Source organism: Clostridium disporicum (genome assembly GCF_001405015.1).
GTDB classification, from domain to species: Bacteria; Bacillota; Clostridia; order Clostridiales; family Clostridiaceae; genus Clostridium; species Clostridium disporicum_B.
Map to the genome: position 1 here is coordinate 1 of NZ_CYZX01000001.1, position 25,608 is coordinate 25,608.

A 25,608-nucleotide genomic window follows, 5' to 3' on the forward strand; every position below is an offset into this window, starting at 1 on the left:
TGCCATAAATATTACCTCCAATAGTGCTATTATCTATATTATAACACTATTTGTAAATTATATGCACATATCAACATTATTGTCTAACAGAGCCTTTTGTAAAAGTAAAAATAGTGAGATAGTATTCGGATAAAAATAAGTAACTGTTTACAAGAGATGTTTATAGTATATATTAAGGATTAAATTATATAGGAGAGAAAGATGAGTCAGATTAAATCAACTAGAAGCAAATGGAAGGCGATAGAAATGGTTGGATTATTTTTAGTAATCTTATCTTTTATTGTCCTACTAGTATCTCCAGATTCTTTATCTGGACTTTTTGATAGTATTACAAAACAAGTATTTCCTATAGTAGTTGATGTGTTTTTGCTTAGTGAAGTTGGTGTAGCTATAATTATTAGTGTAATTGTAGGTAGGATTTTAGAGAGGTTGGGGTTTACTGATGCTTTAATAAGAATTTTTATTCCTATAATGAAGTTCTTTAAAATCAATCCATCTGTTATTATTCCAAGTGTTTATAATGTTTTAGGGGATATTAATGCAGCTGGGGCTATTGCAGGGCCTGTATTAGTTAAAGCTAAAGCTACAAAGGGAGAACAAAAAATTGCTATTGCAACTATGATACAATCTCCACAATCCTTTGCTACATTAGTTTTAGGATTAGTAGTGTTGACAAAATTTAATATAAAAGCTTTACCATTAGTTATTGTAGCGGTATTTTTACCAATAATATTAGTTCCACTTATTTTGTCTAAAACAGTATATAGAGATACTAAAGCTGTAGACTTAGAAGAATTACCAAGATTTACTCCAGAAACTAAGTTTTTAGATACACTATTTAGCTCTGCAAAAGAAGGAGCTTATCTTTTATTCTTAGTAATAATTCCAGCAGTTGCAGCGGTATTTACTATGATTGGTATATTAGATTACTTTGGTATTTGGGCTATAATATCTAATGCTATGACTACCTGCTTACAATGGTTACAAATTGAACCTGCAACAGGTATAGTTTCGATTCTAGCAAGTCCAACATTAGCTATGGCTCAATTAGCTGAGATGAGTAATGTAGCACCAGCACTTATTGTAGGTGGATTTGTTCTTGCCAATTCAGGATTCCCGTTATCAGTATTGTTCGGACAAATACCTGTAACATGGAAAGAACATTCAGATTTAAATGAAAAAGAAGCTTTATATGCAGCTTTACTAGGTGCAGCTATTAGATTAGTTAGTTGTTTAATTATAGCTTTAGTTTTGACACCATTTATAATTTGAAGGTAAATATGAGTAGAGAATATATTATAAAAGCAAAAAAAATAGTAACAGTTGGTAAAGATAAAACCATAATTAATGGAGCAATGGTAATTAAGGAAGATAAAATAATTGATATAGGTAAAGAAAAAGTTATAATTAGTAAATATAAGGACCTAGATATAGAAGATTTAGGGAATCTAGTTATTACACCTTCATTAATAGATTGTCATACACATCTTTTAGAATATGCTCCATCAACAGTTTATCCAGTAACAAGCGAGACTTATAATATAGCTCAAAAAGCTTTAGTTTTAAAAGCTCTAATGGCAGGGGTAACCACTTTTGGAGAGCAAATTTGTGGCTCACCAATGACTTTATTATCAGTAGAAGACTTTAAAAAATTAGCAAAGGATTTACCTGTAAATATTATTTTCTCCTGTAATAGCATAACTATTGGCTTTGAAGAGTTAGTAAACTTTACAGCTGTTACAGGAAATAATTCAGTAGATAAAGACAAGCTTATAGAAGATAAAATAATTAATAGTTTAATAGAGAAAAGTGATTATCCTGGAGAAAATATATTTATAAACGCAACTCCAGCAAATTTAACAGAAGATATTGTCCCAAGAGCTGGAGAAGTTATTTATACACAAGAAGAGTTAGAAAATATAGTACAAGTATTTCATAGTAAAGGTAAAAGAATTGGATGCCATGTAGCAGGAAAAGATGCTATAGAAATGGCTATAAAAGCAAATTTTGATGTCATTCATCATGGCCATGGAATTACCGACGATGAGATAAATGAGGTTAGTAAAAATAAAATTTCAATAGTTGCTACACCCTTAGGAGGTACTCACTTAAAACCAAATTCACCTGAAGATATTTTAAAATTGATTCAAAATAATATATTAGTTGCTATTGCCACAGATGCATATTTACCACCATATGAAGGTGTATCGTGGCTAAATTTTAATGATAAAGAAGCAAAGGGTTCACCTGAGTTAATGATAATTTCAAAGCCAGTGATTGATAAATTAATAGGTAGTGGATATGATGAAAATGAAGCTTTATCATTGATTACTTTAAATGCAGCTAAGGTATTAGGAATAGAAGAGAAAATTGGCTCTTTAGAAATAGGAAAAGACGCAGATTTCATTGTTAGCAGTGGAATTCCTGTAGTTGAATTTAGTGATGCTTCTAATATAAAAAGAGTTTATTTAAAAGGGAAATGTTTAATTAATAGAATATAGCCTTAAATAGGTTATATATTTTAAATGCTATAGTAAAATATAGGTTAATAAAATATTGATATTTGTAAGGAACCATGTTTACCAATTTACTAGAAGTAAAATAGTAGCACATGGTTCCTATTTTAATTAAAAGAGCTAGAAGTGAAAATCTTTTTATTATAAATATATGAATCATATATAATTTTAGAGATTTCACTAATTATCTTAATTTCCTTTTCATTATCTAAACCTTCAGTAAGAATAGTGAGTATATAATCTCCATAGGGTGTAAATACTATTGCTGCATCATTTTCTATATAATCTAACTCACCAGTTTTATGTGCAATCTTTATTTTCGATGGTAACCTACTAGGAATCTTACTATTATTTCTGCAATTAGTCATAATACTTAATATTAAGTTATCATAGTGTTCATTAATACATGTATTTTTATATAATTGTTCTAAAACAGTTGCTAAATCATAGGCACAAGTGTAGTTGTCAAAACCATTTTTTATTGCATTAAAGTCCATCATCTTTCTATTTAAAAAAGAATTATTTATGGAAAGTTTCTTTATCATTACATTTATATTATCCATACCTAAGATGTTTATAAGAATATTTGTGGCGGTATTATCACTTTCTGTCATCATTAGATAAATAAGTTTTCCTATAGATATCTCTAGATTTTTTGAATATTTAGATATAATGCCAGATCCACCTACCTTCATATTATCCTCTATGAGAATTACATCATCTTCAAAAATAATTCCTTTATTTATTTGATTATAAGCTTCTATTGCTATAAAAATCTTTATTGTACTAGCAGATGGAAAACTTAGTATTTCAGAACCTTTAGAATTATAATGCCATGAAATAGTTTCTGATGAGCTTAAATCTTTAAAGATTATAGAGTAATTAAAATCATATTTAGATAGAATATTAGATACTGTTTTGTAAAGTAGCTTAGTCATATATAAGTTTCCTCCATAGAAAATTAAATTTTAAATGACTTTATAGTTATATTTTACCAAATATATTTAAATGAGTATAGAATGAAGACATTGATAATATAAATAAGAGAGAATATCACATATAGATTTTTAGATGAATTAATTGTGAAATATATTTAAGAAAAATATATTTACTATGGAATTAACGAATAATTTGTTATAAAATTGTTAAGGACACAATTTATTTTTTATAAAAGACAAAAATACTACAGACCTATGCGGGGGAATTATGAAAAAAAGATATGTTTTATTAGTAATAGGACTTACTATAAGTTCGATTTTAACTTTAACTGCTTGCAGTAGTGAAAAAACTGTAACTGATGCACAGATTAATATTATTAGAGATGGTGTAGCAGAGCAAGAAGAAAAAAGTGATAATAATGTTGCTGAAGAATCAGTTGAAGAACGAAATATTGAACAATATAAAGTTGAACAATATAGATTTGAAAGTGAACCAGTAGAAACAGAATATAAAGATGTAGATAAAATTGTTGAAGCTGGATATGAAAATGTAGAAGAATTTTTAGACCAGGAAGCTGCAATAAGGGAGTTTCAAGGGGTAGCACTTGTAGCAGTAGGTGATGAAATAAAATTTGCTAAGGCATATGGATATGCTGATACAAATAGAGAAAATACATTAACAACTCGTTTTGCTATTGCATCTAATACTAAGCAGTTTACAGCAGCTGCAATAATGCAATTAGTGGAGCAAAATAAAGTTGATTTAGATGAAACTATAGATAAGTATTTCCCAGATTATGAATATGGGTCTATAATTACAGTAAGAGAATTACTACAGATGAGATCTGGAATTCCTGATTATTTAAATGAAGCAGAAGTTTTTATGAGGTCAGAAGAAAGTTTAAGTATTTTAAATGATTATAGAAATAATACGTATTTTGATAAGTATGTTGAAGATGCAAGATGGTCAAAGGAATTAATTTTAAAAGACTTAAATTTATCTGATTTATATTTCCAACCAGGAGGAGCTTATGATTACTGTAATACTAATTACTATCTTCTTGGACTTATTATTGAACAAGCAAGTGGTTTATCTTATGAAGAGTATATAAATAAAAATTTATTTGAGCCAGCTGGAATTGTGACAAGCAGTATGAAAGCAGAAGAGTCAGATGCAAAAGGGCATGGAAGTGCTGAGTCAGGAGTAATTAAGGCAAATCCAGAGTTTACTTATGCAGCAGGTAACATTTATTCAAATATTTTTGATATGTTCCGTTGGATGAGAGCATTCCATAAAGGAAACATTGTATCAGATCAGTCTTATAATCAAATGGTTACAGCTGTTGATGGATATGGTTTTGGACTTTTTGTTAATGATGGTATCATAAGACATAGTGGAGTAATAGATGGATTTAATTCAAATACTGAATATGATATTTTGAATGATATTACTATAATAGTAATGGAAAACTCTGATGCAACTACAGGGCTTTTAGATGCAAAGTATGATACAAGTATGATACGTGGATTAATTGTAAAATAACTAGACCTTCAAGGTGCTAAAAACACTTACAGTAAATGTAGGTGTTTTTTTATACCTTAAAAATTGGACCTATTTGGAAGTTAGTGATATAATGTTAATAATTTGTAAAAAAACCATTAATTAAAGGGGATGTATAATAAATGAACAACAATGGGGAAGAGGTCATTAATAGTATAGAAGATAGAGAGCTATTAATAGATAAGGTATTTTCAATCAAAAATGTAATAAATAACTTACAGGTTATTGATGAAATTCCTAAAACAAAGACTCTTGTTAGAAAAGCTATAAAGGTAGCTTGGCCATCTACAGTGGAATCGTTTTTAGTTGCTATGGTATCTTTTATAGATACTATTATGGTTTCAACTTTAGGTTCATATGCTATAGCTGCAGTAGGACTTACAACCCAGCCGAAATTTTTATGTTTAACTCTATTTATATCATTAAATATTGCTGTAAGTTCAGTTGTAGCAAGGAGAAAAGGTGAAGGTGATAGAAAAAGAGCTAATAATACATTATTTCAAGCTTTAATAATTACAGTTGGACTATCAATTATAATAAGCGCATTGGCGATAATTTTTGCAGAGCCATTTTTAAGATTTGCAGGAAGTCAAAGTGATACTCATGGATTTTCTGTAATATACTTTAGAATTATAATGGGTGGTCTTATTTTTAATGTAGTTAGTTTAGTTATTAATGCAGCACAAAGAGGTTGTGGTAATACGAAAATAGCAATGAGAACAAACTTAGCATCTAATCTTGTAAATGTAGTATTTAATTATTTATTAATTGGAGGAAAGTTTGGATTTCCAGCTTTAGGGGTAGCAGGAGCAGCAATTGCAACAGTGTTAGGGACTATGGTGGCATTTTTTATGTCTATCTATTCAATTAGTCATTCAGATGGATTTTTAAATATAAAATCTTTTAAAAAGAACTTTAATATAGATAAAAATTCACTTAAGAGTTTATTTTCAGTAGGTTCCTCTTCTTTTGTGGAACAAATATTTATGAGAACAGGATTTTTATTATATAGTTTAATAATTGCTAATTTAGGGACAAGCGCCTTTGCAGCACATCAAATAGGAATGAATATAATAAATATCTCATTCTCTTTAGGTGATGGTTTAGCTGTGGCAGGTGTTGCTCTTATTGGACAAAATTTAGGTAAGAAGAGACCAGACCTAGCTAAGATATACGGAAGTATTTGTAGAAGAATGGGACTTATAGCTTCTATAATGATTTCAATTATATATGCCATATTAGGGAAGGATATATTCAGATTATTTACAAATGATCCTGATGTTTTAAAATACAGTGCTAATATAATGAGCCTAGTAATAGTTATAGTAATATTCCAGATTGCTCATGCCATATATGGAGGATGCTTAAGAGGTGCAGGAGATACTAAGTATACTGCAATTGTATCGCTTATAAGTATTACGTTTATAAGACCTTCTGTTGGATGGTTACTGACTTATCCACTTTCAATGGGACTAATGGGAGCTTGGTTTGGAATATTAACAGACCAAATTGTTAGGTTTTATCTAACAAGTCGTAGATTTAAAAGCGGTAAATGGACTGAGATAAAAATATAAAATAAACCTTATTATCTTTAAAGTTGTAGCGTATATAGATATTTTGAAGATATAGGCAAAATGTGATAGTATTAAGCTGAACAATATTAAGAATATAGCTTTTATTAATATTGATATAAGGTAGAGAGGAAGAGGATGGAATGAGAATAGGGATAATTGGAATAGGTGATATATGTAAGAAAGCATACTTACCAGTTTTAACAGCTAGAGGTGATATTGAATTAATTTTATGTACTAGAAATACTAAAACTATTGATGAAATAAAATCAAAATATAGAATAAATGAAGCTTATACAAATATAGAGGATTTAATTAAATCAGGAATTGATGGAGTAATGGTACATTCATCAACAGATTCACATTTTAAAATATGTAAAACGCTTTTAGAAAATAAAATACCAGTCTATGTTGATAAACCAATAAGCTATGATTATAAAGAAGCTGAGGAGCTTTATGAATTATCAAAGAAAAATAACACAAAAATAATGGTTGGCTTTAATAGAAGATATGTTCCAAAGGTGAAAGAATTAAAGGAACTTGGAAATCCAGATATTATTATAATGGAAAAGAACAGAGTGAATTTACCAGGTGAAACAAGGGTATTTGTATTTGATGATTTTATACATGTAGTAGATACAGTAAGATTCTTAATGGGTGCAGATTATACTGATATGTCAGTTAAGTATAAAAAAGACTCTAGGGGATTAATAAATGTAGTGTTGACATTAACTAATGAAAATACAACTGCTATCGCTATTATGAATAGAGATAATGGAGCAGTAGAGGAAACAATAGAATATATGGCATCAGGTAAAAAAGCTGTAGTAACTTCTTTAGTAAAGACAACTAAATTTGAAAATAATAAAATTTCAACTGAAGAGTTTGGAGATTGGACACCAACACTTTATAAAAGAGGATTTGAAAATATAATAGAAGAATTTATAGGATTCATAAAAGAGAAGAATAATAGTAATAAATATATTGAAGATGCACTTAAAACTCATAAAATATGTGAAGATATAGTAAATTATATAGAAAATAAATCATAATTTATATATAAATTATAAAAAGGTCTAGCTTTTCATGAAGATAAGCTAGGCTTTTTAAGTTAAGCTTAGTAGTGTTATTGCTGCGTTATATTAAAGAATAAAAAATGGAAATATAAAGAGATAAAAGGATTAAGTCATTGATATTATTACTTTTCATTAATATAATTAACAATATAAAATAAATACTATGGGATATGGAGGTAGCTTATGGAACCAAAGATAGTAACAAGAGAGAAAAGCAAAGTTAAAGTTAAAAAGCCTAAACATTATAAAGTAATAATGCATAATGATGATTTTACTACAATGGAATTTGTAGTTTATATATTAACAGATGTTTTTAGAAAAGATATGTTAGAAGCTGAAAAGATAATGATGGATGTTCATACGAAGGGAAGAGGTGTTGTTGGAATATATCCTTATGATATAGCTGTGACAAAGGCTTCTTTAAGTATGGCGAAGGCTAAGGAAGAAGGATTTCCATTTAAGGTAACTGTAGAGGAGGAATAATAATGGAGGTAAGTAGAGAGTTAAATGATATTATAATTGAAGCTTTTAATTATGGTAAGAAAAATGGTGATTTATTTATTACTGCAGAGCATTTATTATATGCACTTACTTTTAACGAAAGTTTTATTGATGCTGTAAAAAATTGCGAAGGTAATTTAGAGGGATTAAGAAGCAATTTAGAAGAATATATAAATGAGTATGTTGATAAAGGTAATGATGATATACCTCATGAAAGTTATAGTTTTCAGGAAGTACTTATAAAAGCTAGTGAACAGGTTATATATTCTCAAAGAGATGTAATTAACTTAGAACATTTAGTAGCTGCTTTTTATGCTTTAGAAGAAAGTTATTGTCATTATTACTTAATAGAAAATGGTATTGAAAAAACTGATGTTTTATATAGTTTAGCACATAGAAGTGATGAAGAGAGTATAGATAGCATCGAAGAGTTAAATCACGAAGATAATGACTATGAAGAAGTAAGTAATAAAGATGAGAAAAAGAAATCCATAATAGATAAGCTTACTATTAATTTAACAGAATTAGCAAAGAATGATGATGAGATATTAGTAGGAAGAGAAGATATAATAGAAAGAACTATTCAAATTCTTTGTAGAAAGAGTAAAAATAATCCACTTCATATTGGAGAGCCTGGAGTTGGAAAGACTGCTATTACTTTAGGGTTAGCTAGACTCATTAATGAAGGAAAAGTCCCAGAGAAATTAAAGGATTCTGTGGTCTTATCTTTAGATTTAGGTTCACTTGTTGCAGGAACTAAGTATAGAGGAGATTTTGAAGAGAAGATTAAAAAGGTTCTGAATGAAATAAAAACTTTAAAAAATCCAATAGTTTATATAGATGAGATTCATAATTTAGTTGGTGCAGGAGCTTTAGGGGGAGGATCTTTAGATGCATCAAACCTTTTAAAACCTTATCTTATAGATGGTAGCATTATGTTTATTGGTGCAACAACTTATGAAGAATATAAAAAATACTTCCAAAAGGATAAAGGTTTAAGTAGAAGATTCCAAGTAGTAGAAGTTAAAGAGCCTTCAGAGAGTGAATGTATAGAAATTTTAAATGGTGTTAAAGAAACTTATGAAAATTATCATAAGGTTAAATATACAGATGATGCATTAAAGGCTGCTGTAACATTAAGCCATAAATACATAAACGATAAATTCTTACCAGATAAAGCTATAGACTTAATAGATGAAGCTGGAGCTTTTGTTAATTTAAATAGTAAGGATAGCGAAAGAACTATTGATGAAAAAATTATAGAAGATGTAATTTCAAAGATTTGTCATATTCCTAAAAAGACTGTTGAGAAAGATGAGATAAATTCACTTAAAAATTTAGAAGATGACTTAAAGAAAAATATCTTTGGACAGGATACAGCTATAGAAGAGGTAGTAAGAACTATAAAAATGTCTAGAGCAGGCTTAACAGAAGCAGATAAGCCAGTTGCATCACTTCTTTTTGTAGGACCAACAGGAGTAGGTAAGACAGAGATAGCTAGAACATTAAGTAATAGCTTAGGTATTAAGCTTATAAGATTTGATATGAGTGAATATCAAGAAAAGCACGCAGCATCAAAGCTTATAGGAGCGCCTCCTGGATATGTAGGATATGAGGAAGGCGGTCTTTTAACAGACGAGATTAAGAAGAATCCTCATTGTGTTCTATTACTAGATGAAATAGAAAAAGCACATATAGATATATTGAATGTTTTACTTCAGGTTATGGATTATGCTACATTAAGTGATAATCAAGGAAGAAAAGCAGATTTTAGAAATGTTATTATAATAATGACTTCAAATGCAGGTGCTAAGGATATAGGTAAATCATTAGTTGGTTTTGGAGCAAGAGAAATAAAAGGTACTGCAATAATGGAAGAGGTTAAAAAAGTCTTTACTCCTGAATTTAGAAATAGACTTGATAAAATAGTCGTATTTAATCATATAGATATGGCTATTGCAAAGAATATAGTATTAAGAGAGCTTGAAAAGTTTAAGAAACAACTGTTAGATAAAAATATCAATATAGATTTTACAGAAGAAGCAATACTTAAAATTGCAGAGAGAGGTACTTCAAGAGAGTTTGGAGCGAGAGAAATAAAGAGAATTATAAACTCAGATGTAAAACCATTATTAGTTGATGAAATTCTTTTTGGAAGCTTAAGTAAAGGTGGAATATGTACCGTTAAAGTTGAAGATAACCAATTTAAAATTTAATATAAGTTAATTTTTGACTATAAATTTATTTATTAAAAATATAGTTAAATAAAGTAATAAAGCTGCCTCAAAATTTCAAATGAGGCAGTTTTATTTTTAAAATTATTCTATACAAATTAGTTGTGTTAAGTTATGGGATAAATTACTTATAATTATATAATAGGTAAGAAAAGTAATATATCAGTTAAGGTATTGACAGGAAATATTGGAATTATAAAACAGATACATAATTGAATAACATAAATATTTTTCCAATAATAAAAGATGATTAAAAAAAATTATCAGAAAATAATGAAAATTAAAATTATTCTAACTTAATTAAGAAATATTGACAAGATTCGATTTTATTTGCTATACTCGTCACTGTGCATTTTTAGAATGTAAAAATTATATATTAAAGGAGGAGTCTTATGATTAATAACGGGGATGTAGCATTTATAATTTTATCTACTCTACTAGTTTTAATTATGGTACCAGGTTTAGCATTTTTCTACGGTGGATTAGTTGAAAGAAAAAATGCATTAACAATCATGTTCCAAATTTTCATTGCAATAGGAGTTGTATCATTGTTATGGATATTTGGTGGATTTAGTTTAGTATTTGGTAAAGATATTGGAGGAGTTATCGGTAATCCGCTTCAATATTTTGCATTTAAGGATGTTACCTTTGCTGTAAACTCTACTTATAGTAATAATATACCATTTATTATGTTCTTTATGTATCAATTAATGTTTGCAATAATAACAGCACCATTAATGACAGGAGCATTTGCTAACAGATTAACTATAAGTGGATGGATAAAAGTATTAATTCCTTGGATGATACTTATATACTTCCCAGTAGCTCACTGGGTATGGGGTGGCGGATTCTTAGCTAAGATGGGATTCGTAGACTTCGCTGGAGGAGCAGTAATTCACATTACATCAGGATTTGGATGTTTAGGTGCATTACTTGTACTAGGTAAAAGAAAGTACAAAAATGAAAAAGGTCCATTCAATTTAGGATTAGTTGCAATAGGTGGAGCTCTATTATTATTTGGATGGTTCGGATTTAATGCAGGTGGAACTTTAGCAGCAGCAGAAACAGCAGCAATAGTTTTCACAAATACAGGAGTTGCAGCAGCAACAGGAATGATAGTTTGGTTAATACTTTATGCTATGCATAGTAAAAGAGCATCTTTCTTTGAGATGATAGTAGGTGCAGTTGCAGGATTAGCAACAGTTACACCAGCATCAGGATATATTGACCCAATAGGAGCAGTTATTATAGGTGCAATAGCAGCTGTAGTATGTTTCTTCTGTGTAGAATTTGAAAGAAAGAAATGGGACGATGCACTTGATGTTTGGGGAGTTCACGGAATGGGTGGATTTATAGGTACACTATTAGTAGGAGTGCTTGCAAACCCAAGAGTAAATGGAATATCAGCTGGATTAAAGCAATTCTCTATACAATTAATAGGTTGCTTAATAATTATTGTTTATTCAGTTGTGATGACTTACATAATATTTAAAGTTGTAGATAAGATAAAATCTATAAAAGTAAGTGATGAAGTACAATTAAAAGGATTAGACCAAGAATTCTTTAAAGAAAATTATGAAACAAAATACGAGTAAAAATTAAAAAAAGAAAGAAGATGTAAATTATGTTAGGTGTAGTTTTATTATACGTTGGAGTAGTTCTTATACTTAATGGTATAGCAAGACTTTGTAAGATCGATGAAAAGTCTATGGCAGTATTTAATGTATTCACTGGAGTATTATCATTTATATTAAATATAGTAGCAGTAATACAAGGGAATTATTTTGCGGCAGGAACAGGTCTATTATTTGGATTTACATATCTGTTTATTGCAGCAAGATGCCTATTTAACCTAGATGGTAGATTATATGGCTGGTACTGTTTATTTGTAGCAATAAATACTATTCCATTAGCATTTATTGATCCAACAACATTAAAATTTATAGACTTCACTGTAGGAAATATATATTGGGTTATTATATGGCTTTTATGGGGCTTATTATGGTTAACTGGATTTATAGAATTAGTAATGAAGAAAGATTTAGGGAAATTTGTTGGATACTTATCAGTTATTGATGGTATTTTCACAGCTTGGATTCCAGGATTCTTATTATTAATTAATATGTTTCCTAAATAAATTTTAAAAGAGATTGTTACAAAATGATTTTTTTGGATCATTTTGTAGTGATCTTTTTTTTATTTTAGTATTATTACTTGAAAACGATATAATAATTTCATTAAAAAAGATGAAAAATACATAAAAATACATGAAAAAATTACCCAAAAATGTGGAAAAATAAAGATAAATTAAAAAATTTATAAGAGGTAAACTTTTTCATATGATAAATATTTAATATATAATCTTTAAAAATAAAAAAGTGTTAAAAGTGTAAATTTGAATGATAAATAAAAAAGGTGTATAAAAAAAATGTCGCAAAAAATTGTGATATTTAAATTATAATGAGGGAGGATACAGCTATGAGATTATCAATGAAGGAACAAGAAAAATTAATGATAGTTGTAGCGGCAGATGTTGCTAGAAGAAGACTAGCAAAAGGAATTAAGTTAAATTATCCAGAATCTGTAGCACTTATTACAGACGAAATAATGGAAGGTGCTAGAGAAGGAAAGTCTGTAGAACTTCTTATGAATGAAGGTAGACAAGTCCTGACAAGAGAGCAAGTTATGGAAGGAATACCAGAAATGATTCATACTATACAAGTTGAATGTACATTCCCAGATGGTACAAAGCTTGTAACAGTACATGATCCTATTCAATAAGTGGAGGTTTAAATTATGATACCAGGAGAATACATATTAGCTGAAGAGCCAATTAAATATAATGAAGGATTTGAAGCAATCGAATTAAAAGTTATAAATAGAGGTGACAGACCAGTTCAAATAGGTTCTCATTTTCATTTCTATGAAGTAAATAATGCATTAGAGTTTGATAGAGAAACTGCATATGGAAAGAGATTAGATATACCAGCAGGTACTGCTGTAAGATTTGAACCAGGTGATGAAAAAATCGTTAATTTAATAGATATAGCTGGAAAGAGAAAAGTTTACGGTTTATGTAATAAAGTTGATGGATTCCTAGCTAAAGGAGGTAGAAAATAATGGCTTTTGAAATAGACAGAAAACATTATTCTGATTTATTTGGACCAACTACAGGAGATAGTATTAGACTTGCAGATACAGATTTATTCTTAAAGATCGAAAAAGACTACACAGTTTATGGTGATGAATGTAAATTCGGTGGTGGAAAATCTTTAAGAGATGGTATGGGTCAAAACTCAATAGAAACAAGAAAAAATCCAAAGGTTGTTGACTTAATAATCACAGGAGCTACTGTTTTAGATTATACAGGAGTATATAAAGCTGATATCGGTATTAAAGATGGAAAAATCGTTGCAATAGGTAAAGGTGGAAATCCTGATGGAATGGATAATGTAGATTTCATAGTAGGAGTTAGTACTGAAGCTTTAGCAGGGGAAGGATGTATCTTAACTGCTGGAGGAATTGATACTCACGTTCACTTTATTAGCCCAGATTTAGTAGACTCAGCTTTACATGGAGGAATTACTACTGTAATCGGTGGTGGGACAGGCCCTAACGATGGAACAAACGCAACTACTTGTACTCCAGGTGAATGGCATATTCATAGAATATTAGAATCTTTTGATTCACTTCCAATAAACGTAGGTATTCTTGGAAAAGGTAGTGGAGCTAACGTTGAAGTTAATGCAGAACAAATAAGAGCTGGTGCTTGTGGATTAAAGATTCATGAAGACTGGGGTGCAACTAGATCAGCAATTGACTACGCTTTAAGAACAGCTGATGAGTATGATGTACAAGTTGCTATACATACAGATACTTTAAATGAAGGTGGATTCGTTGAAGACACTATAAAAGCAATAGGTGGAAGAGTTATTCATACATTCCATACAGAAGGTGCTGGTGGGGGACATGCTCCTGACATATTAAAGATGGCATCACATCCAAATGTATTACCAGCGTCAACTAACCCAACAAAACCTTATACAGTTAATACTGTAGCTGAACATTTAGACATGCTTATGGTTTGTCACCACTTAGATAACAAAGTTCCAGAAGATATAGCTTTTGCTGATTCAAGAATTAGAAAGCAAACAATTGCTGCAGAAGATATACTTCACGATATGGGTGTATTCAGTATCATGAGTTCAGACACAATGGCTATGGGAAGAATTGGAGAAGTTGTTTCTAGAACATGGCAAACTGCTTCTAAGATGAAGAATCAAAGAGGTCCTCTAGCAAATGATTCAGAATATGACGATAATAACAGACTTAGAAGATACGTTGCAAAATATACAATAAACCCAGCTATAGCACACGGGATATCTGATTATGTTGGATCTGTAGAAATTGGTAAGATGGCGGATTTAGTTTTATGGGAACCTGCTTTCTTTGGAGTTAAGCCTAAGGTAGTAATTAAAGGTGGAATGATTAACCTTTCAGTTATGGGAGAATCAAATGCTTCAATTCCAACATGTCAACCAGAGATGTTAAGAAAGATGTTTGGTGCACATGGAAAAGCTGTAGGACAAACTACTGCTGCATTCGTATCAAAATATGCTTTTGAAGATGACATAAAAGGAAAATTAGGTTTAGAAAAACAAGTATTACCTGTAAGTGGTATTAGAAATTTAACTAAGAAAGATATGAAACTTAATGATGCTATGCCTGAGTTAGAAGTAGATCCTCAAACTTATGACGTTACAGTTGATGGAGAACTTATAACTTGTGAGCCAGCAGAGACATTACCAATGGCTCAAAGATACTTCTTATTCTAAGATATATTTATGGAGAGAAAAATGGCTTTATATAAGGTTTTTGTTGTAACTGCTGATACTATGGCAGAAATGGGTAAGATAGCTCATTCATTAGGGAATAGACATCTTCCAGCTCAATTTCAAGATGGTAAAATGCTATTACAATATGATGAAAGAATAGAAGAAATATTAAAATCAGCTCATATCGAATATAAGCTAGATGAAGTTAGTTTAGAAGTAGCTTTTAGGGATATTGATTCTGATCATATACACTAAAAAAATTTCCTAAGGATAGGTTATATTTATCCTTAGGAGATTTTAGATTATTTTTAACTAATTATAGTAAAGGAGATTTTATTATGAGACCAGTAGTAATAGGGGTTGGAGGTCCTGTAGGTGCAGGAAAAACTCTTTTAATTGAAAGAGTAACAAGACAGATGGCAAAAGATTATGAATTAGCTGTAATAACTAATGACATATATACAAAAGAAGATGCAAAATTCATGGTTGAAAATTCAGTATTAGAAGAAGGTAGAATTATTGGAGTAGAAACAGGAGGATGTCCTCATACAGCAATAAGAGAAGATGCTTCAATGAATTTTGCAGCTATAGAAGAATTAAAAAATAAATTTACTAATTTAGACATAATATTTGTTGAAAGCGGCGGAGATAATTTAGCAGCTACATTTAGTCCAGATTTAGTTGATTTTTCAATGTACATAATAGACGTTGCTCAAGGTGAAAAGATACCTAGAAAAGCAGGACAAGGTATGATTAAGAGTGATTTATTTGTTATAAATAAAATAGATTTGGCACCATATGTTGGAGCAAATTTAGATGTTATGAGAGAAGATACATTAACATTTAGAGGAGAAAAGGACTTTATATTCACTAACTTAAAAACAGATGAGGGAATAGAAACTATTATTAAGTGGATAAAAGAAAAATGTTTATTAGAAGGAATTTGTTAATATGATTAACGATATGAATAATAAAATAGCTGGTAATTCAAAGTTAGTTTTAGAGAATAAACCTAATGGTACGGTTGCAACTACATCTCATTTTGTAGGAGCATCTAAGGTTTCACCAGCAATATTTTTAGGTAGAGAAAAGACACCTTGCTATTTTTTACTTCACTTAGGTGGAGGATATGTTGAAGGTGAAGTATATAAAAATTCAATAGAAGTAAAAAAAGATGCTAAAGCGATAATAACAACACAAGCACCAACTAAGGTGTATAAATGTGAAAAAAATAGAGAAGCAGCTTGTCAAGAAACTATTATAAAAATGGAAGAGAACTCAGTTTTAGAATATATTTCTGACAGCGTTATTTTGTACAAAAATGCTATGTATAATCAAGATACTACAATATACATGGATAAAAAAGCTACTCTTATTTATACAGATGGAATAACATCAGGTTGGTCACCGGATGGATCTAAATTCCAATATGATTCTGTAAAGATGAGAAATAAGATTTATGTAGATAATAAACTTTTATTGTTAGATAATTTACAATTAAGTCCAAGAGAATATGATGTAACTGAACTTGGGATATTAGAAGGTTATATTAATTTTGGCACAATGGTAGTTATAAATGAAAATATGAATGAAAATTATGTTGAAAAAGCAAGAGAGATTATCGATGCTTTAAATTTAGATATAAAATATGGTGTTTCCATATTAGAAGAGCATGGCATTATAATAAGAATTTTAGGAAATTTAACTCAAGAAATTCAAAAGGCAATAGATGCAGTGCACTATTATCTTAGAGAAGAATTATTTGGTTTAAAACCAATAAATATACGTAAGTATTAATAAAATATTAAGTTAAATAAGGAGGTTCTTTCTATGCTTTTTGAAAAGATATTAGGAAATTTAGATGAATTAGAAAGTACAGATGGGTATCATTTAGAAAAAATATATATAGATAGTGATGATTTAGTTAAAAGAATAATAAGAGTTAAATCAGATCATAACCATGAACATGGAATATCATTAGATAGAGGTATGAAATTAAGAGATGGAGATATATTATTTAATGATGGTCATAATTTAGTTATAGTAAAAGTTAAAAGCGAAGATGTTTTAGTTATTAAACCTAAGGATATAACTGAAATGGCATATATTGCACATAAATTAGGAAATAAACATCTACCTGCACATTTTGAAGATGATGTTATGATAGTTCAATATGATTATTTAGTTGAGGATGAATTAAGGAAAGATAACATCAATTATTCAAGAGAAGATAGAAGAGTAAAAAACGCTTTTACACATGTTAATTTTATGGAGCATAAGCATTAGTATGGATAAGAGTTTAAAAATGTTACAGATATTACAATTATGTGATTCTAACTTTCCTATAGGATCATTTAACCATTCTTACGGAATGGAAACATATTTAAGAAATAATGTTATAGATGATGCTAAAAGTTTTAGTAAGTGGGTAGATTTATTTTTAAAGCATCAATTTATAACATCTGATGGATTAGCAATAAGAATGTTATATGAAGCATTAGAAAATGGTGATGTGGATAAGGTCTGGGAAATTGATAACTTATTAATAGCACAAACTGTTGCAAAAGAAACTAGAAATGCTGCCAAATTAGTTGCTAGTAGAATGATAAAGATATATTTAGATCTATATGAAATAGAAAACTTAAAAATATATGCTAAAAAAATAGCTTCTAAAGAAGTATATGGACATCCAGCAATAGTATTTGGATTATTAATGCATGATCTAGAAATGTCAAAAGAAGAAGCTATTAAGTTACATATGTACAGTACTGTTTCAACTATAATACAAAATGCTGTTAGAGCAATACCATTAGGTCAAAAAGATGGTCAACTTTTAGTTAAAGAATACTCAGAAAAATTTAATCACTACTATAAACTAATAGAAGAACTTGATTTTGATTCATTTGGAGCTAACACTCCTGGAATTGAGCTGTCACAGATAAATCATGAAACGTTAGTGTTTAGATTATTTATGTCTTAATATTATTGAAATAAATAATAAGCTAAATAAAAAATATTAAGATAAAAATTTATTCTAAAAAATAAATTTAAAGATTAGTATTTATTAAATAAACTCTGCGTAAATGTACGTGGGGTTTGTTTTTTTAATAAATTGAATTATTTTACTAAGCTTAGTACATGAAGAGTTTCTATTAAATAGATAGGATAAATAATAATTTGGTATTGAATGACTATAATGTAAATGAGGACCTTAGAGACAATATAATATTTAAGGAGTAAAAAATGATAAAAGTTGTATTAAGAAAAATATTTCAGTGTATTATTGCTATTTTTATATTATCTTTAGTTGTATTTTACATTTCAAGATTATCTCCAGGTGACCCACTTAAAGCTTATCATGGAAATGCCGTTGAAAGAATGAGTATGGAAGAAAAAGAAAAGGCTAGAGATAGATTAGGGCTTAATGAACCTATATATATTCAATATGGAAAATGGCTTAAAAACGTTGCAAAAGGCGATTTTGGAATTTCATATAAGTATAAGCGTGATGTTACGTCAGTTATAAAGGATGTATATAAAAACACCATTATTTTAGGTGGATTAGCTTACATATTAACATTTGTAGGAGCTTTAATTATAGGAATATTTTGTGCCATACACGAAGATAAACTTATTGATAAGATAATAATGACAATTGGAAATATAACATCGAGTATACCATCATTTTGGATAGCATTAATATTAATTTTAATATTTGGCGTAAATTTAGGCATTTTACCAACTAGTGGAGCATATTCCATTGGGAATGAAAGTGATATAGCTGATAGAATGATACATTTAATATTACCATTAGTAGTTTTAGTAATAGGGCATTTGTGGTATTACGGATATATGGTAAGAAATAAGATTTTAGAAGAGATGAGAGAGGACTATGTATTATTAGCAAAGGTAAAAGGTCTAACAAAAAGACAAGTCGTTTATAGACATTGTTTACGAAATATTATGCCCTCATTTATAACTATTATGGCAATTTCAGTACCACATATTTTAGCAGGAACATATGTAATTGAGCAGGTTTTTTCTTATCCAGGGATAGGAACTCTTATATTTGAGAGTGCTAAATATCATGATTATAATATGCTTATGGTTTTATCTCTTATAACAGGTATTATTGTATTGATATCAAATATGATAGCTCAAATTATAAATATAAAGATAGACCCGAGAATGAATTATCAGGGAGGCGAAACTTTTGAACCTTCATAGCAATAATTTCAAAATAGTTAAAGATAAAAGCAAGTATATTAAAGAAGAGAAAGTAAATAAAAATTCATTTACTATAAAAGACAAGAGTCACTACTTATCAATAATAATATTATTGATAATAATAATTGCTTGTTTAAGCTCTTCATTAATAATGAATCATGATCCGAAGTTTATGGATTTAGCTAATAGTAATGTACCTCCAAATAAAACATTTTATTTTGGCACAGATTCTATGGGAAGAGATATATTTTCAAATATTTGGTATGGAGGAAGAGTATCGTTATTTATAGGAATTTTTTCAACTATAATTTCAACAGTTATTGGAGTGGTATATGGAAGTATTAGTGGTATGGCTGCTCCTTGGATAGATAATTTAATGATGAAAGCTATAGAAATATTATTAAGTATTCCTTCTATTTTGTTAATAATTTTTATGCAATCAATAGTAGGGGATAGTACACCAATATCTATGTCCATTGTTATAGGAATTGTTAGTTGGATAAGTATTGCAAAAGTTGTAAGAAGTGAAGTTAGACAAGTAAGAAATAGTGAATATATATTATCAGCTAAAATAATGGGAGGACGATTTTTCTATATATTGAGACGACATTTAGCACCTAATTTTATGGCATCAATAATGTTTATGGTAGTAAGCAATATTGCATCAGCAATTGCAACAGAATCCACGCTTAGCTTTTTAGGGATTGGTTTACCATTAGATATTATATCTTGGGGAAGCATGTTATCACTAGCTCAAAATGCATTACTATCTAATGTTTGGTGGGTAATTTTATTTCCAGGATTGTTTCTAATTGTAACCCTTATTTGTATAGCTAATATAGGTAATTATTTAAGAAAGAAAAATATTAAAAAGTATAATAATCTGTAAAGGAGATAGGTTTAGATGTTAAAAAAAGTTAAAGTGACAGCTTTATTATTATCCATATCTTTACTGATAGGTTGCGGAAGTAAAATAGAGGATAATGCAAGTGAAAATATGAATAATGATACAGCTAAAGAAAAAGTATTAGTATATGGAAGTGGAGATTATACCAGTATAAATCCAGCACTTTTTGAACATGGGGAAATTAATTCACTTTTATTTAATGGATTAACAGCTCATGATAAAGATAATAACATTATTCCAGCATTAGCTAAAAGTTGGGATTATGATGAAGCAACTTTAACTTACACATTTCATTTAAGAGATGACGTTAAATGGCACGATGGAGAGCCATTTACAGCTGAAGATGTTAAGTTTACTTATGATACAATTAATAATCCAGATAACGGTTCAGAAATAGCAACAAATTATGAAGACATAACAAATATTGAAATAGTAGATGACTACACAGTTAAAATAACCTTAAAAAATAAGAATGTTGCAATGTTAGATTATTTATCTGTAGGTATAATTCCTAAGCATATATTAGAAGGCCAAGATATAATGACAAGTGATTTTAATAGACATCCTATTGGGACAGGACCATACAAATTTGCTAATTGGGATGAAGGTCAGGGTATTACATTACTGAAAAATGAGGAGTATTTTAGAAAATCTCCTAATATAGATAAAATCATATTTAAGATAGTTAATGATACAAAGGCAAGAGTAATGCAATTAAAGTCTGGAGAATTAGATTTAGCTCAAGTAACTCCAAAAGATATTGAAACATTTAAAAATGATGATAATTTCGTAGTAGATATAATGAAAACTTCAGATTATAGAGGTATAATGTATAATTTTAATTATCCATTATTTAAAGAAAATAGAGAACTACCAAATGCTTTAAGCTATGCAATTGATAGAGAAGCCATAGTAGATAATATTTTATTAGGATATGGTGATGCTGCTTACTCTCCGCTTCAAATGGGAATATATAATAATTCTGAAATGGAGAAGTTTGAGTATAATCCAGAAAAAGCTAAGCAATTATTAGAAGAGGCTGGATGGAAGCTTGGAAGTGATGGAATATATAGCAAGAATGGAACAAAATTAAGCTTTGAACTAGTTTGCATGGAAGGTGACCAAGAAAGAATTGATATGGCAAACTTTGCAGCCCAAGAGTTAAAACAAATAGGAGTAGATGTAAGGGTAACTGTAAAATCTGATATTGATTGGGAAAACCAAGCCGCATTTTTAATTGGATGGGGAAGTCCATTTGACCCAGATGACCATACATATAAGGTGTTTTCAACTAATGGAGGTGCTAATTACAATTCATATTCCAATGAAAAGATAGATGAACTACTTACTAAAGCTAGACAAACGGATGTTTATGAAGAAAGACTAGAATATTACAAAGAGTTCCAAGAGGAAATGACAAAAGATCTTCCTTATACATTTTTAGCATATATTGATTCTATTTATGTAGCTAAAAATAATTTAGAAGGAATAACTAAAGAAACAGTTTTAGGACACCATGGAGTAGGAATATTCTGGAATGTTGAGGATTGGGATTTAAAATAAGAAGATATATTATATAGTTATCAATATTAATAAATAATAGGAGATTATTTATAATGGATACAGTGCTTGAAGTTAAAAATTTGAAAGTGAATTTTAAAACTAAATATGGCGAAGTTAAAGCGGTAAGAGATGTATCATTTGATTTGAAAAAAGGAGAAATCTTGACAATTGTAGGAGAGTCAGGATGCGGAAAATCAGTTTTATGTAGAAGTATACTAAAATTATTACCTGAAAATGGATATGTAAAAAGTGGTCATATATTATTAAATGGCAATAATATATGTAATCTTACTGATAAGATGATGTCAAAGATAAGAGGTAAGGAAATATCTATGATTTTTCAAGACCCAATGACATCATTGAATCCTACTATGTCTATAGGAAAACAAATATCAGAAGCTGTTAGAGTTCATAATAAGGTTACTAGGAAAGAAGCTAAGAAACGAGCTATAGAATTAATAGATTTTGTGGGAATAGATGAAGCAGAAAGTAGATATAACCAATATCCATATGAATTTTCAGGTGGAATGAGACAACGTATAGCCATTGCTATAGCATTAGCATGTAATCCTAAAGTTTTAATAGCAGATGAGCCTACGACAGCGTTAGATTCTATAATGCAGAATAAAATATTAGATTTAATAAAATCAATACAGATGAAAACTAATATTTCAATAATATTCATTACCCATGATATGGAAGTGGTAAATAGAATTTCAGATAGAATTGCTGTAATGTATGCAGGTAAAATAGTTGAAATAGGTAAAAAAGAAGAGATATTTTTAAATGCTGTTCATCCATACACAATAGGATTAATGTCATCTATAGCCGCTTTTAATATGGACAAAGAATATCTACCGACTATAGAAGGAATGCCACCAAGCCTCTTAAACCCACCAAAGGGAGATGCTTTTGCATTAAGAAATAAGAATCCATTAGTAATAGATTTTTTAGAAGAACCACCAATGTTTAAAGTTAGTGAAAGTCATTATGCTGCAACATGGTTACTACATCCAAAAGCAGCTATAGCAAGAGAGGAAATTAGAGCTAAAGAGGAGAAGTTAGATATTAATGAATAAAGAAAAACTTTTAGAGATAAAAAGTCTTAAGCAATACTTTACCTTAAATAATAATAAAATAATAAAGGCTATAGATGATGTTTCACTTGATATTTATAAAGGTGAGTTTTTAGGATTAATAGGGGAATCAGGCTCAGGTAAATCTACATTAGGAAAAAGTATAGTAGGTATTAATAAAATAACTGGTGGAGAGATTAAATATGATGGTATCACTATTAGTGATAAAAAATCAAAAAGAATTAAGAGGGAAATAATAAGTAAAAAGATACAATTTATTTTTCAAGATTCTACATCCTGTTTAAATTCTAGAATGACAGTTAAAGATATTATTGAAGAGCCAATGAAACTTCAAAAGCTGTATAAAAGTAAAAAGGAGAGAGAGAAAGTAGTATATGACTTACTCGATGTTGTAGGATTAGATAGAAGTAGTATAAATAAGTATCCATACGACCTTTCAGGAGGACAAAGACAAAGAGTTGGTATAGCTAGAGCGATTTCTACAAAGCCAGAATTTATTATAGCAGATGAACCTATTGCATCACTTGATGTATCAATGCAAGCACAAATAATAAACTTATTTAAGAAAATTAAAAAAAATAATAATTTAACCTTCCTTTTTATATCTCATGATTTATCTATGGTTAGATATATTAGTGATAGAATAGCGGTGATTTATAAGGGGAAAATAGTAGAGGTTGCACCTACTGATGAATTATATTCTAACCCAATACATCCTTATACTAAAATGTTGATAGCAGCTAATTTACAAGAAGATAATTCTAGTAATAAGAAAGATGGATTTAAAAATAAAGATTACGATATAAAATATAATGAAAATTACAATGAAGATGCAAAGTGGATAGAAGTTAGTAAAGAACACTTTGTTTTGATTGATAAGCTTATTTAAATATAAGGCTATGTTTTAAATAAGCGTTGATAATGGAAAATATAAAAGTTAACCAATTGTGATATGCTCCCATTATAGAACAGTTTTATTATTTTAACTGTATACTATAATGGGAGCATATTATTTATATTTTACAATTAGAAGAAGATAAGGTTGGTTTTGAATAATTAAAGGAAATGCTAAAAAAATAGAGAGATAGAATAAGTAGCTAAAAGAACAAGTGAAACTTAACTATAATGTAGAATATGGAAGAAATTATGATATAATATGGTTATAAAGGTAAAAATTTAAAGAATTTACATATTGAATAATAGATTATATATTTGGTATAAAAAGGGGTGAGAGGTTTGGTAATAGGAAATAGAAAAAAGGTATTATTTAAGATTGTTCCATATGAGTATAGAAGTTTAGAGTTATATTTAGAGAAGATGGCTTTAAAGGGATGGAAGTTTGAGGATATACAAGGAGAGTTTTTAAGCTTTGTAAAAATAGATCCAACTCAAATAAGATATTGGGTAGATATAAATGATACTAATAAAATAAGAAATATTGAAGACACAATAAAAAATGGAGGGACTAATAAATTAGGGTGGAATTTGATTTATAGATACAATGAAATAGACATTTATTCTAGGGAAGATGGTGTTGAAGAAGTTCATGAAGAAATAAATCAAAAAGAAAAATTTAAAGATATAGCTAAATTGTCATTAAAAAATATTTCAATGACTTTGATAACTGTATTTTTACTAGCAGTTACTACATTATCAGATGAATTTGTCAATGTAATTGTCAATGATGATAAAATTATAATGTTAATTATCACTACAATGATAATAGTATATCAATTAACGCATATTACAAGCTTTGTTACCTGGTACATTAGAGGGAAGAAATCACTTAGGAGAAATGAGGAGGTTTCTTATAAGATACATTGGTTATCTAAAATTAGAATAGTAATTAATACTGTGGTAATAGTAAGCGGAATTACTGCTTTAATTTATTTAGGGATTTTAACTCCAGATAATAGTATTAATGAAATAATTGGAGTTGCAATGTTTTTATTAGTAATATTAATAATAATTAATTTAGTAGGAAAAAACTCAGGCAGTGTTTCAAAGAAAAGGAGAATTGATATTTTTAATATTATTGGATTGGTCTTATTAATATCAATCTTAATAGGAAGAAATTATATTCATAAAGATACAAATTATAATAATAATTATAATCTCAATAAGGAATTAAATTTAACTTTAGAGGATTTTAATGATAAATCAGTTAACGCTGGTAGGAATTACATTAATGAAAATAAAGGAACATTTGCATCACAGTTATGGTTTTACGATGAAGGCAGTAATGGGTATCTTGATTATAATTTCTTTGAAAGTAATTATAAATGGATAATGGACAAGTATTTAGAGGATAGAATTAAATGGATAAATACTTTAGGAAATTCTTCAGTTGAAAAAGTAAATTATAATGAAGCGGTTACATTATATACTTTGCAGGAAAGAAATTTTTATATGCTAGTTTCAGAAGACAAGGCAATTGATTTTATAAATTTAAATTATAGATATGATAAGGAAGAATTTATTAATAAAGTATATGAAGAAATATTCTTGGGTAAGAGTTAATTAAAGGTTAGATAATAACATAGGTAATAAAGAATATTATTTATATGTCTAATCAGAATTAA

At 28.8% G+C, this 25,608-nt stretch carries 24 protein-coding genes; 23 read left to right on the forward strand and 1 reads right to left on the reverse strand.

Annotated elements, in window-relative coordinates:
• Positions 1-201 precede the first annotated feature (201 nt).
• Together ARA56_RS00005 and ARA56_RS00010 are read left to right on the forward strand one after the other, a co-directional pair.
• The gene (locus tag ARA56_RS00005) at positions 202-1,272 is read left to right on the forward strand and encodes a hypothetical protein (RefSeq protein ID WP_055262666.1); all 1,071 of its coding nucleotides are present in this window, start codon (positions 202-204) and stop codon (positions 1,270-1,272) included.
• A gap of 8 nt (positions 1,273-1,280) precedes the next feature.
• The gene (locus ARA56_RS00010) at positions 1,281-2,501 is read left to right on the forward strand and encodes an amidohydrolase family protein (RefSeq protein WP_055262668.1); all 1,221 of its coding nucleotides are present in this window, start codon (positions 1,281-1,283) and stop codon (positions 2,499-2,501) included.
• A gap of 122 nt (positions 2,502-2,623) precedes the next feature.
• Here the strand turns inward: ARA56_RS00010 and ARA56_RS00015 are convergent, their stop codons facing one another.
• A complete protein-coding gene (locus tag ARA56_RS00015) occupies positions 2,624-3,454 on the reverse strand; it encodes a serine hydrolase (RefSeq protein WP_055262670.1) in 831 nt (276 codons plus the stop codon).
• A 268-nt stretch (positions 3,455-3,722) separates the two neighbouring features.
• On the opposite strand from ARA56_RS00015, the gene ARA56_RS00020 reads away from it, so the two are divergent.
• The 21 genes from ARA56_RS00020 (at position 3,723) to ARA56_RS00120 (ending at position 25,546) form a co-directional block, all read left to right on the forward strand.
• The gene (locus tag ARA56_RS00020) at positions 3,723-4,997 is read left to right on the forward strand and encodes a serine hydrolase domain-containing protein (protein WP_055262672.1); all 1,275 of its coding nucleotides are present in this window, start codon (positions 3,723-3,725) and stop codon (positions 4,995-4,997) included.
• A gap of 140 nt (positions 4,998-5,137) precedes the next feature.
• On the forward strand, positions 5,138-6,589 hold the full coding sequence (locus tag ARA56_RS00025) for an MATE family efflux transporter (protein WP_084758911.1): 1,452 nt from the start codon (positions 5,138-5,140) through the stop codon (positions 6,587-6,589).
• Positions 6,590-6,729: 140 nt separating this feature from the next.
• The gene (locus tag ARA56_RS00030) at positions 6,730-7,638 is read left to right on the forward strand and encodes a Gfo/Idh/MocA family protein (RefSeq protein WP_055262674.1); all 909 of its coding nucleotides are present in this window, start codon (positions 6,730-6,732) and stop codon (positions 7,636-7,638) included.
• Positions 7,639-7,845: 207 nt separating this feature from the next.
• A complete protein-coding gene (locus tag ARA56_RS00035; protein ID WP_055262676.1) occupies positions 7,846-8,145 on the forward strand; it encodes an ATP-dependent Clp protease adaptor ClpS in 300 nt (99 codons plus the stop codon).
• Between the two features lie 2 nt (positions 8,146-8,147).
• Positions 8,148-10,379, forward strand: a complete 2,232-nt coding sequence (locus tag ARA56_RS00040) for an AAA family ATPase (protein ID WP_055262678.1) — start codon at positions 8,148-8,150, stop codon at positions 10,377-10,379.
• A gap of 410 nt (positions 10,380-10,789) precedes the next feature.
• Positions 10,790-11,992, forward strand: a complete 1,203-nt coding sequence (locus tag ARA56_RS00045; protein WP_055262680.1) for an ammonium transporter — start codon at positions 10,790-10,792, stop codon at positions 11,990-11,992.
• A gap of 29 nt (positions 11,993-12,021) precedes the next feature.
• On the forward strand, positions 12,022-12,534 hold the full coding sequence (locus tag ARA56_RS00050) for an AmiS/UreI family transporter (RefSeq protein WP_055262682.1): 513 nt from the start codon (positions 12,022-12,024) through the stop codon (positions 12,532-12,534).
• A gap of 341 nt (positions 12,535-12,875) precedes the next feature.
• On the forward strand, positions 12,876-13,178 hold the full coding sequence (locus tag ARA56_RS00055) for an urease subunit gamma (protein ID WP_055262684.1): 303 nt from the start codon (positions 12,876-12,878) through the stop codon (positions 13,176-13,178).
• Positions 13,179-13,193: 15 nt separating this feature from the next.
• Positions 13,194-13,517 (forward strand): urease subunit beta, encoded by a 324-nt coding sequence (locus tag ARA56_RS00060; RefSeq protein WP_032118340.1) that lies wholly within the window; start codon positions 13,194-13,196, stop codon positions 13,515-13,517.
• Entirely contained in the window at positions 13,517-15,232 is a 1,716-nt protein-coding gene (gene ureC / locus ARA56_RS00065; RefSeq protein ID WP_032118341.1) for an urease subunit alpha, read from the forward strand. The genes ARA56_RS00060 and ureC overlap by 1 nt, the downstream gene beginning before the upstream one ends.
• Before the next feature lie 21 nt (positions 15,233-15,253).
• A complete protein-coding gene (locus ARA56_RS00070; RefSeq protein ID WP_051986857.1) occupies positions 15,254-15,487 on the forward strand; it encodes an urease accessory protein UreE in 234 nt (77 codons plus the stop codon).
• An 83-nt stretch (positions 15,488-15,570) separates the two neighbouring features.
• A complete protein-coding gene (gene ureG / locus ARA56_RS00075) occupies positions 15,571-16,182 on the forward strand; it encodes an urease accessory protein UreG (RefSeq protein WP_172675723.1) in 612 nt (203 codons plus the stop codon).
• Position 16,183: 1 nt separating this feature from the next.
• Positions 16,184-17,029 carry an urease accessory protein UreD gene (locus tag ARA56_RS00080; RefSeq protein WP_242855818.1) on the forward strand — a complete coding sequence of 282 codons (846 nt, stop codon included), beginning with the start codon at positions 16,184-16,186 and terminating at the stop codon, positions 17,027-17,029.
• A 33-nt stretch (positions 17,030-17,062) separates the two neighbouring features.
• Entirely contained in the window at positions 17,063-17,518 is a 456-nt protein-coding gene (locus tag ARA56_RS00085) for an urease accessory protein UreE (RefSeq protein ID WP_032118343.1), read from the forward strand.
• Position 17,519: 1 nt separating this feature from the next.
• On the forward strand, positions 17,520-18,212 hold the full coding sequence (locus tag ARA56_RS00090; protein WP_055262686.1) for an urease accessory protein UreF: 693 nt from the start codon (positions 17,520-17,522) through the stop codon (positions 18,210-18,212).
• Between the two features lie 263 nt (positions 18,213-18,475).
• A complete protein-coding gene (locus ARA56_RS00095) occupies positions 18,476-19,459 on the forward strand; it encodes an ABC transporter permease (protein WP_055262688.1) in 984 nt (327 codons plus the stop codon).
• Positions 19,446-20,348, forward strand: coding sequence for an ABC transporter permease (locus ARA56_RS00100; RefSeq protein ID WP_055262690.1), 903 nt, complete (start codon positions 19,446-19,448; stop codon positions 20,346-20,348). The genes ARA56_RS00095 and ARA56_RS00100 overlap by 14 nt, the downstream gene beginning before the upstream one ends.
• A 15-nt stretch (positions 20,349-20,363) precedes the next feature.
• Entirely contained in the window at positions 20,364-21,929 is a 1,566-nt protein-coding gene (locus ARA56_RS00105; protein WP_055262692.1) for an ABC transporter substrate-binding protein, read from the forward strand.
• Between the two features lie 53 nt (positions 21,930-21,982).
• A complete protein-coding gene (locus ARA56_RS00110) occupies positions 21,983-23,008 on the forward strand; it encodes an ABC transporter ATP-binding protein (RefSeq protein ID WP_055262694.1) in 1,026 nt (341 codons plus the stop codon).
• A complete protein-coding gene (locus ARA56_RS00115; RefSeq protein WP_055262696.1) occupies positions 23,001-23,915 on the forward strand; it encodes an ATP-binding cassette domain-containing protein in 915 nt (304 codons plus the stop codon). Before ARA56_RS00110 ends, ARA56_RS00115 begins: the two co-directional genes overlap by 8 nt.
• Before the next feature lie 347 nt (positions 23,916-24,262).
• Positions 24,263-25,546 carry a DUF2812 domain-containing protein gene (locus tag ARA56_RS00120; RefSeq protein ID WP_055262698.1) on the forward strand — a complete coding sequence of 428 codons (1,284 nt, stop codon included), beginning with the start codon at positions 24,263-24,265 and terminating at the stop codon, positions 25,544-25,546.
• Positions 25,547-25,608 lie beyond the last annotated feature (62 nt).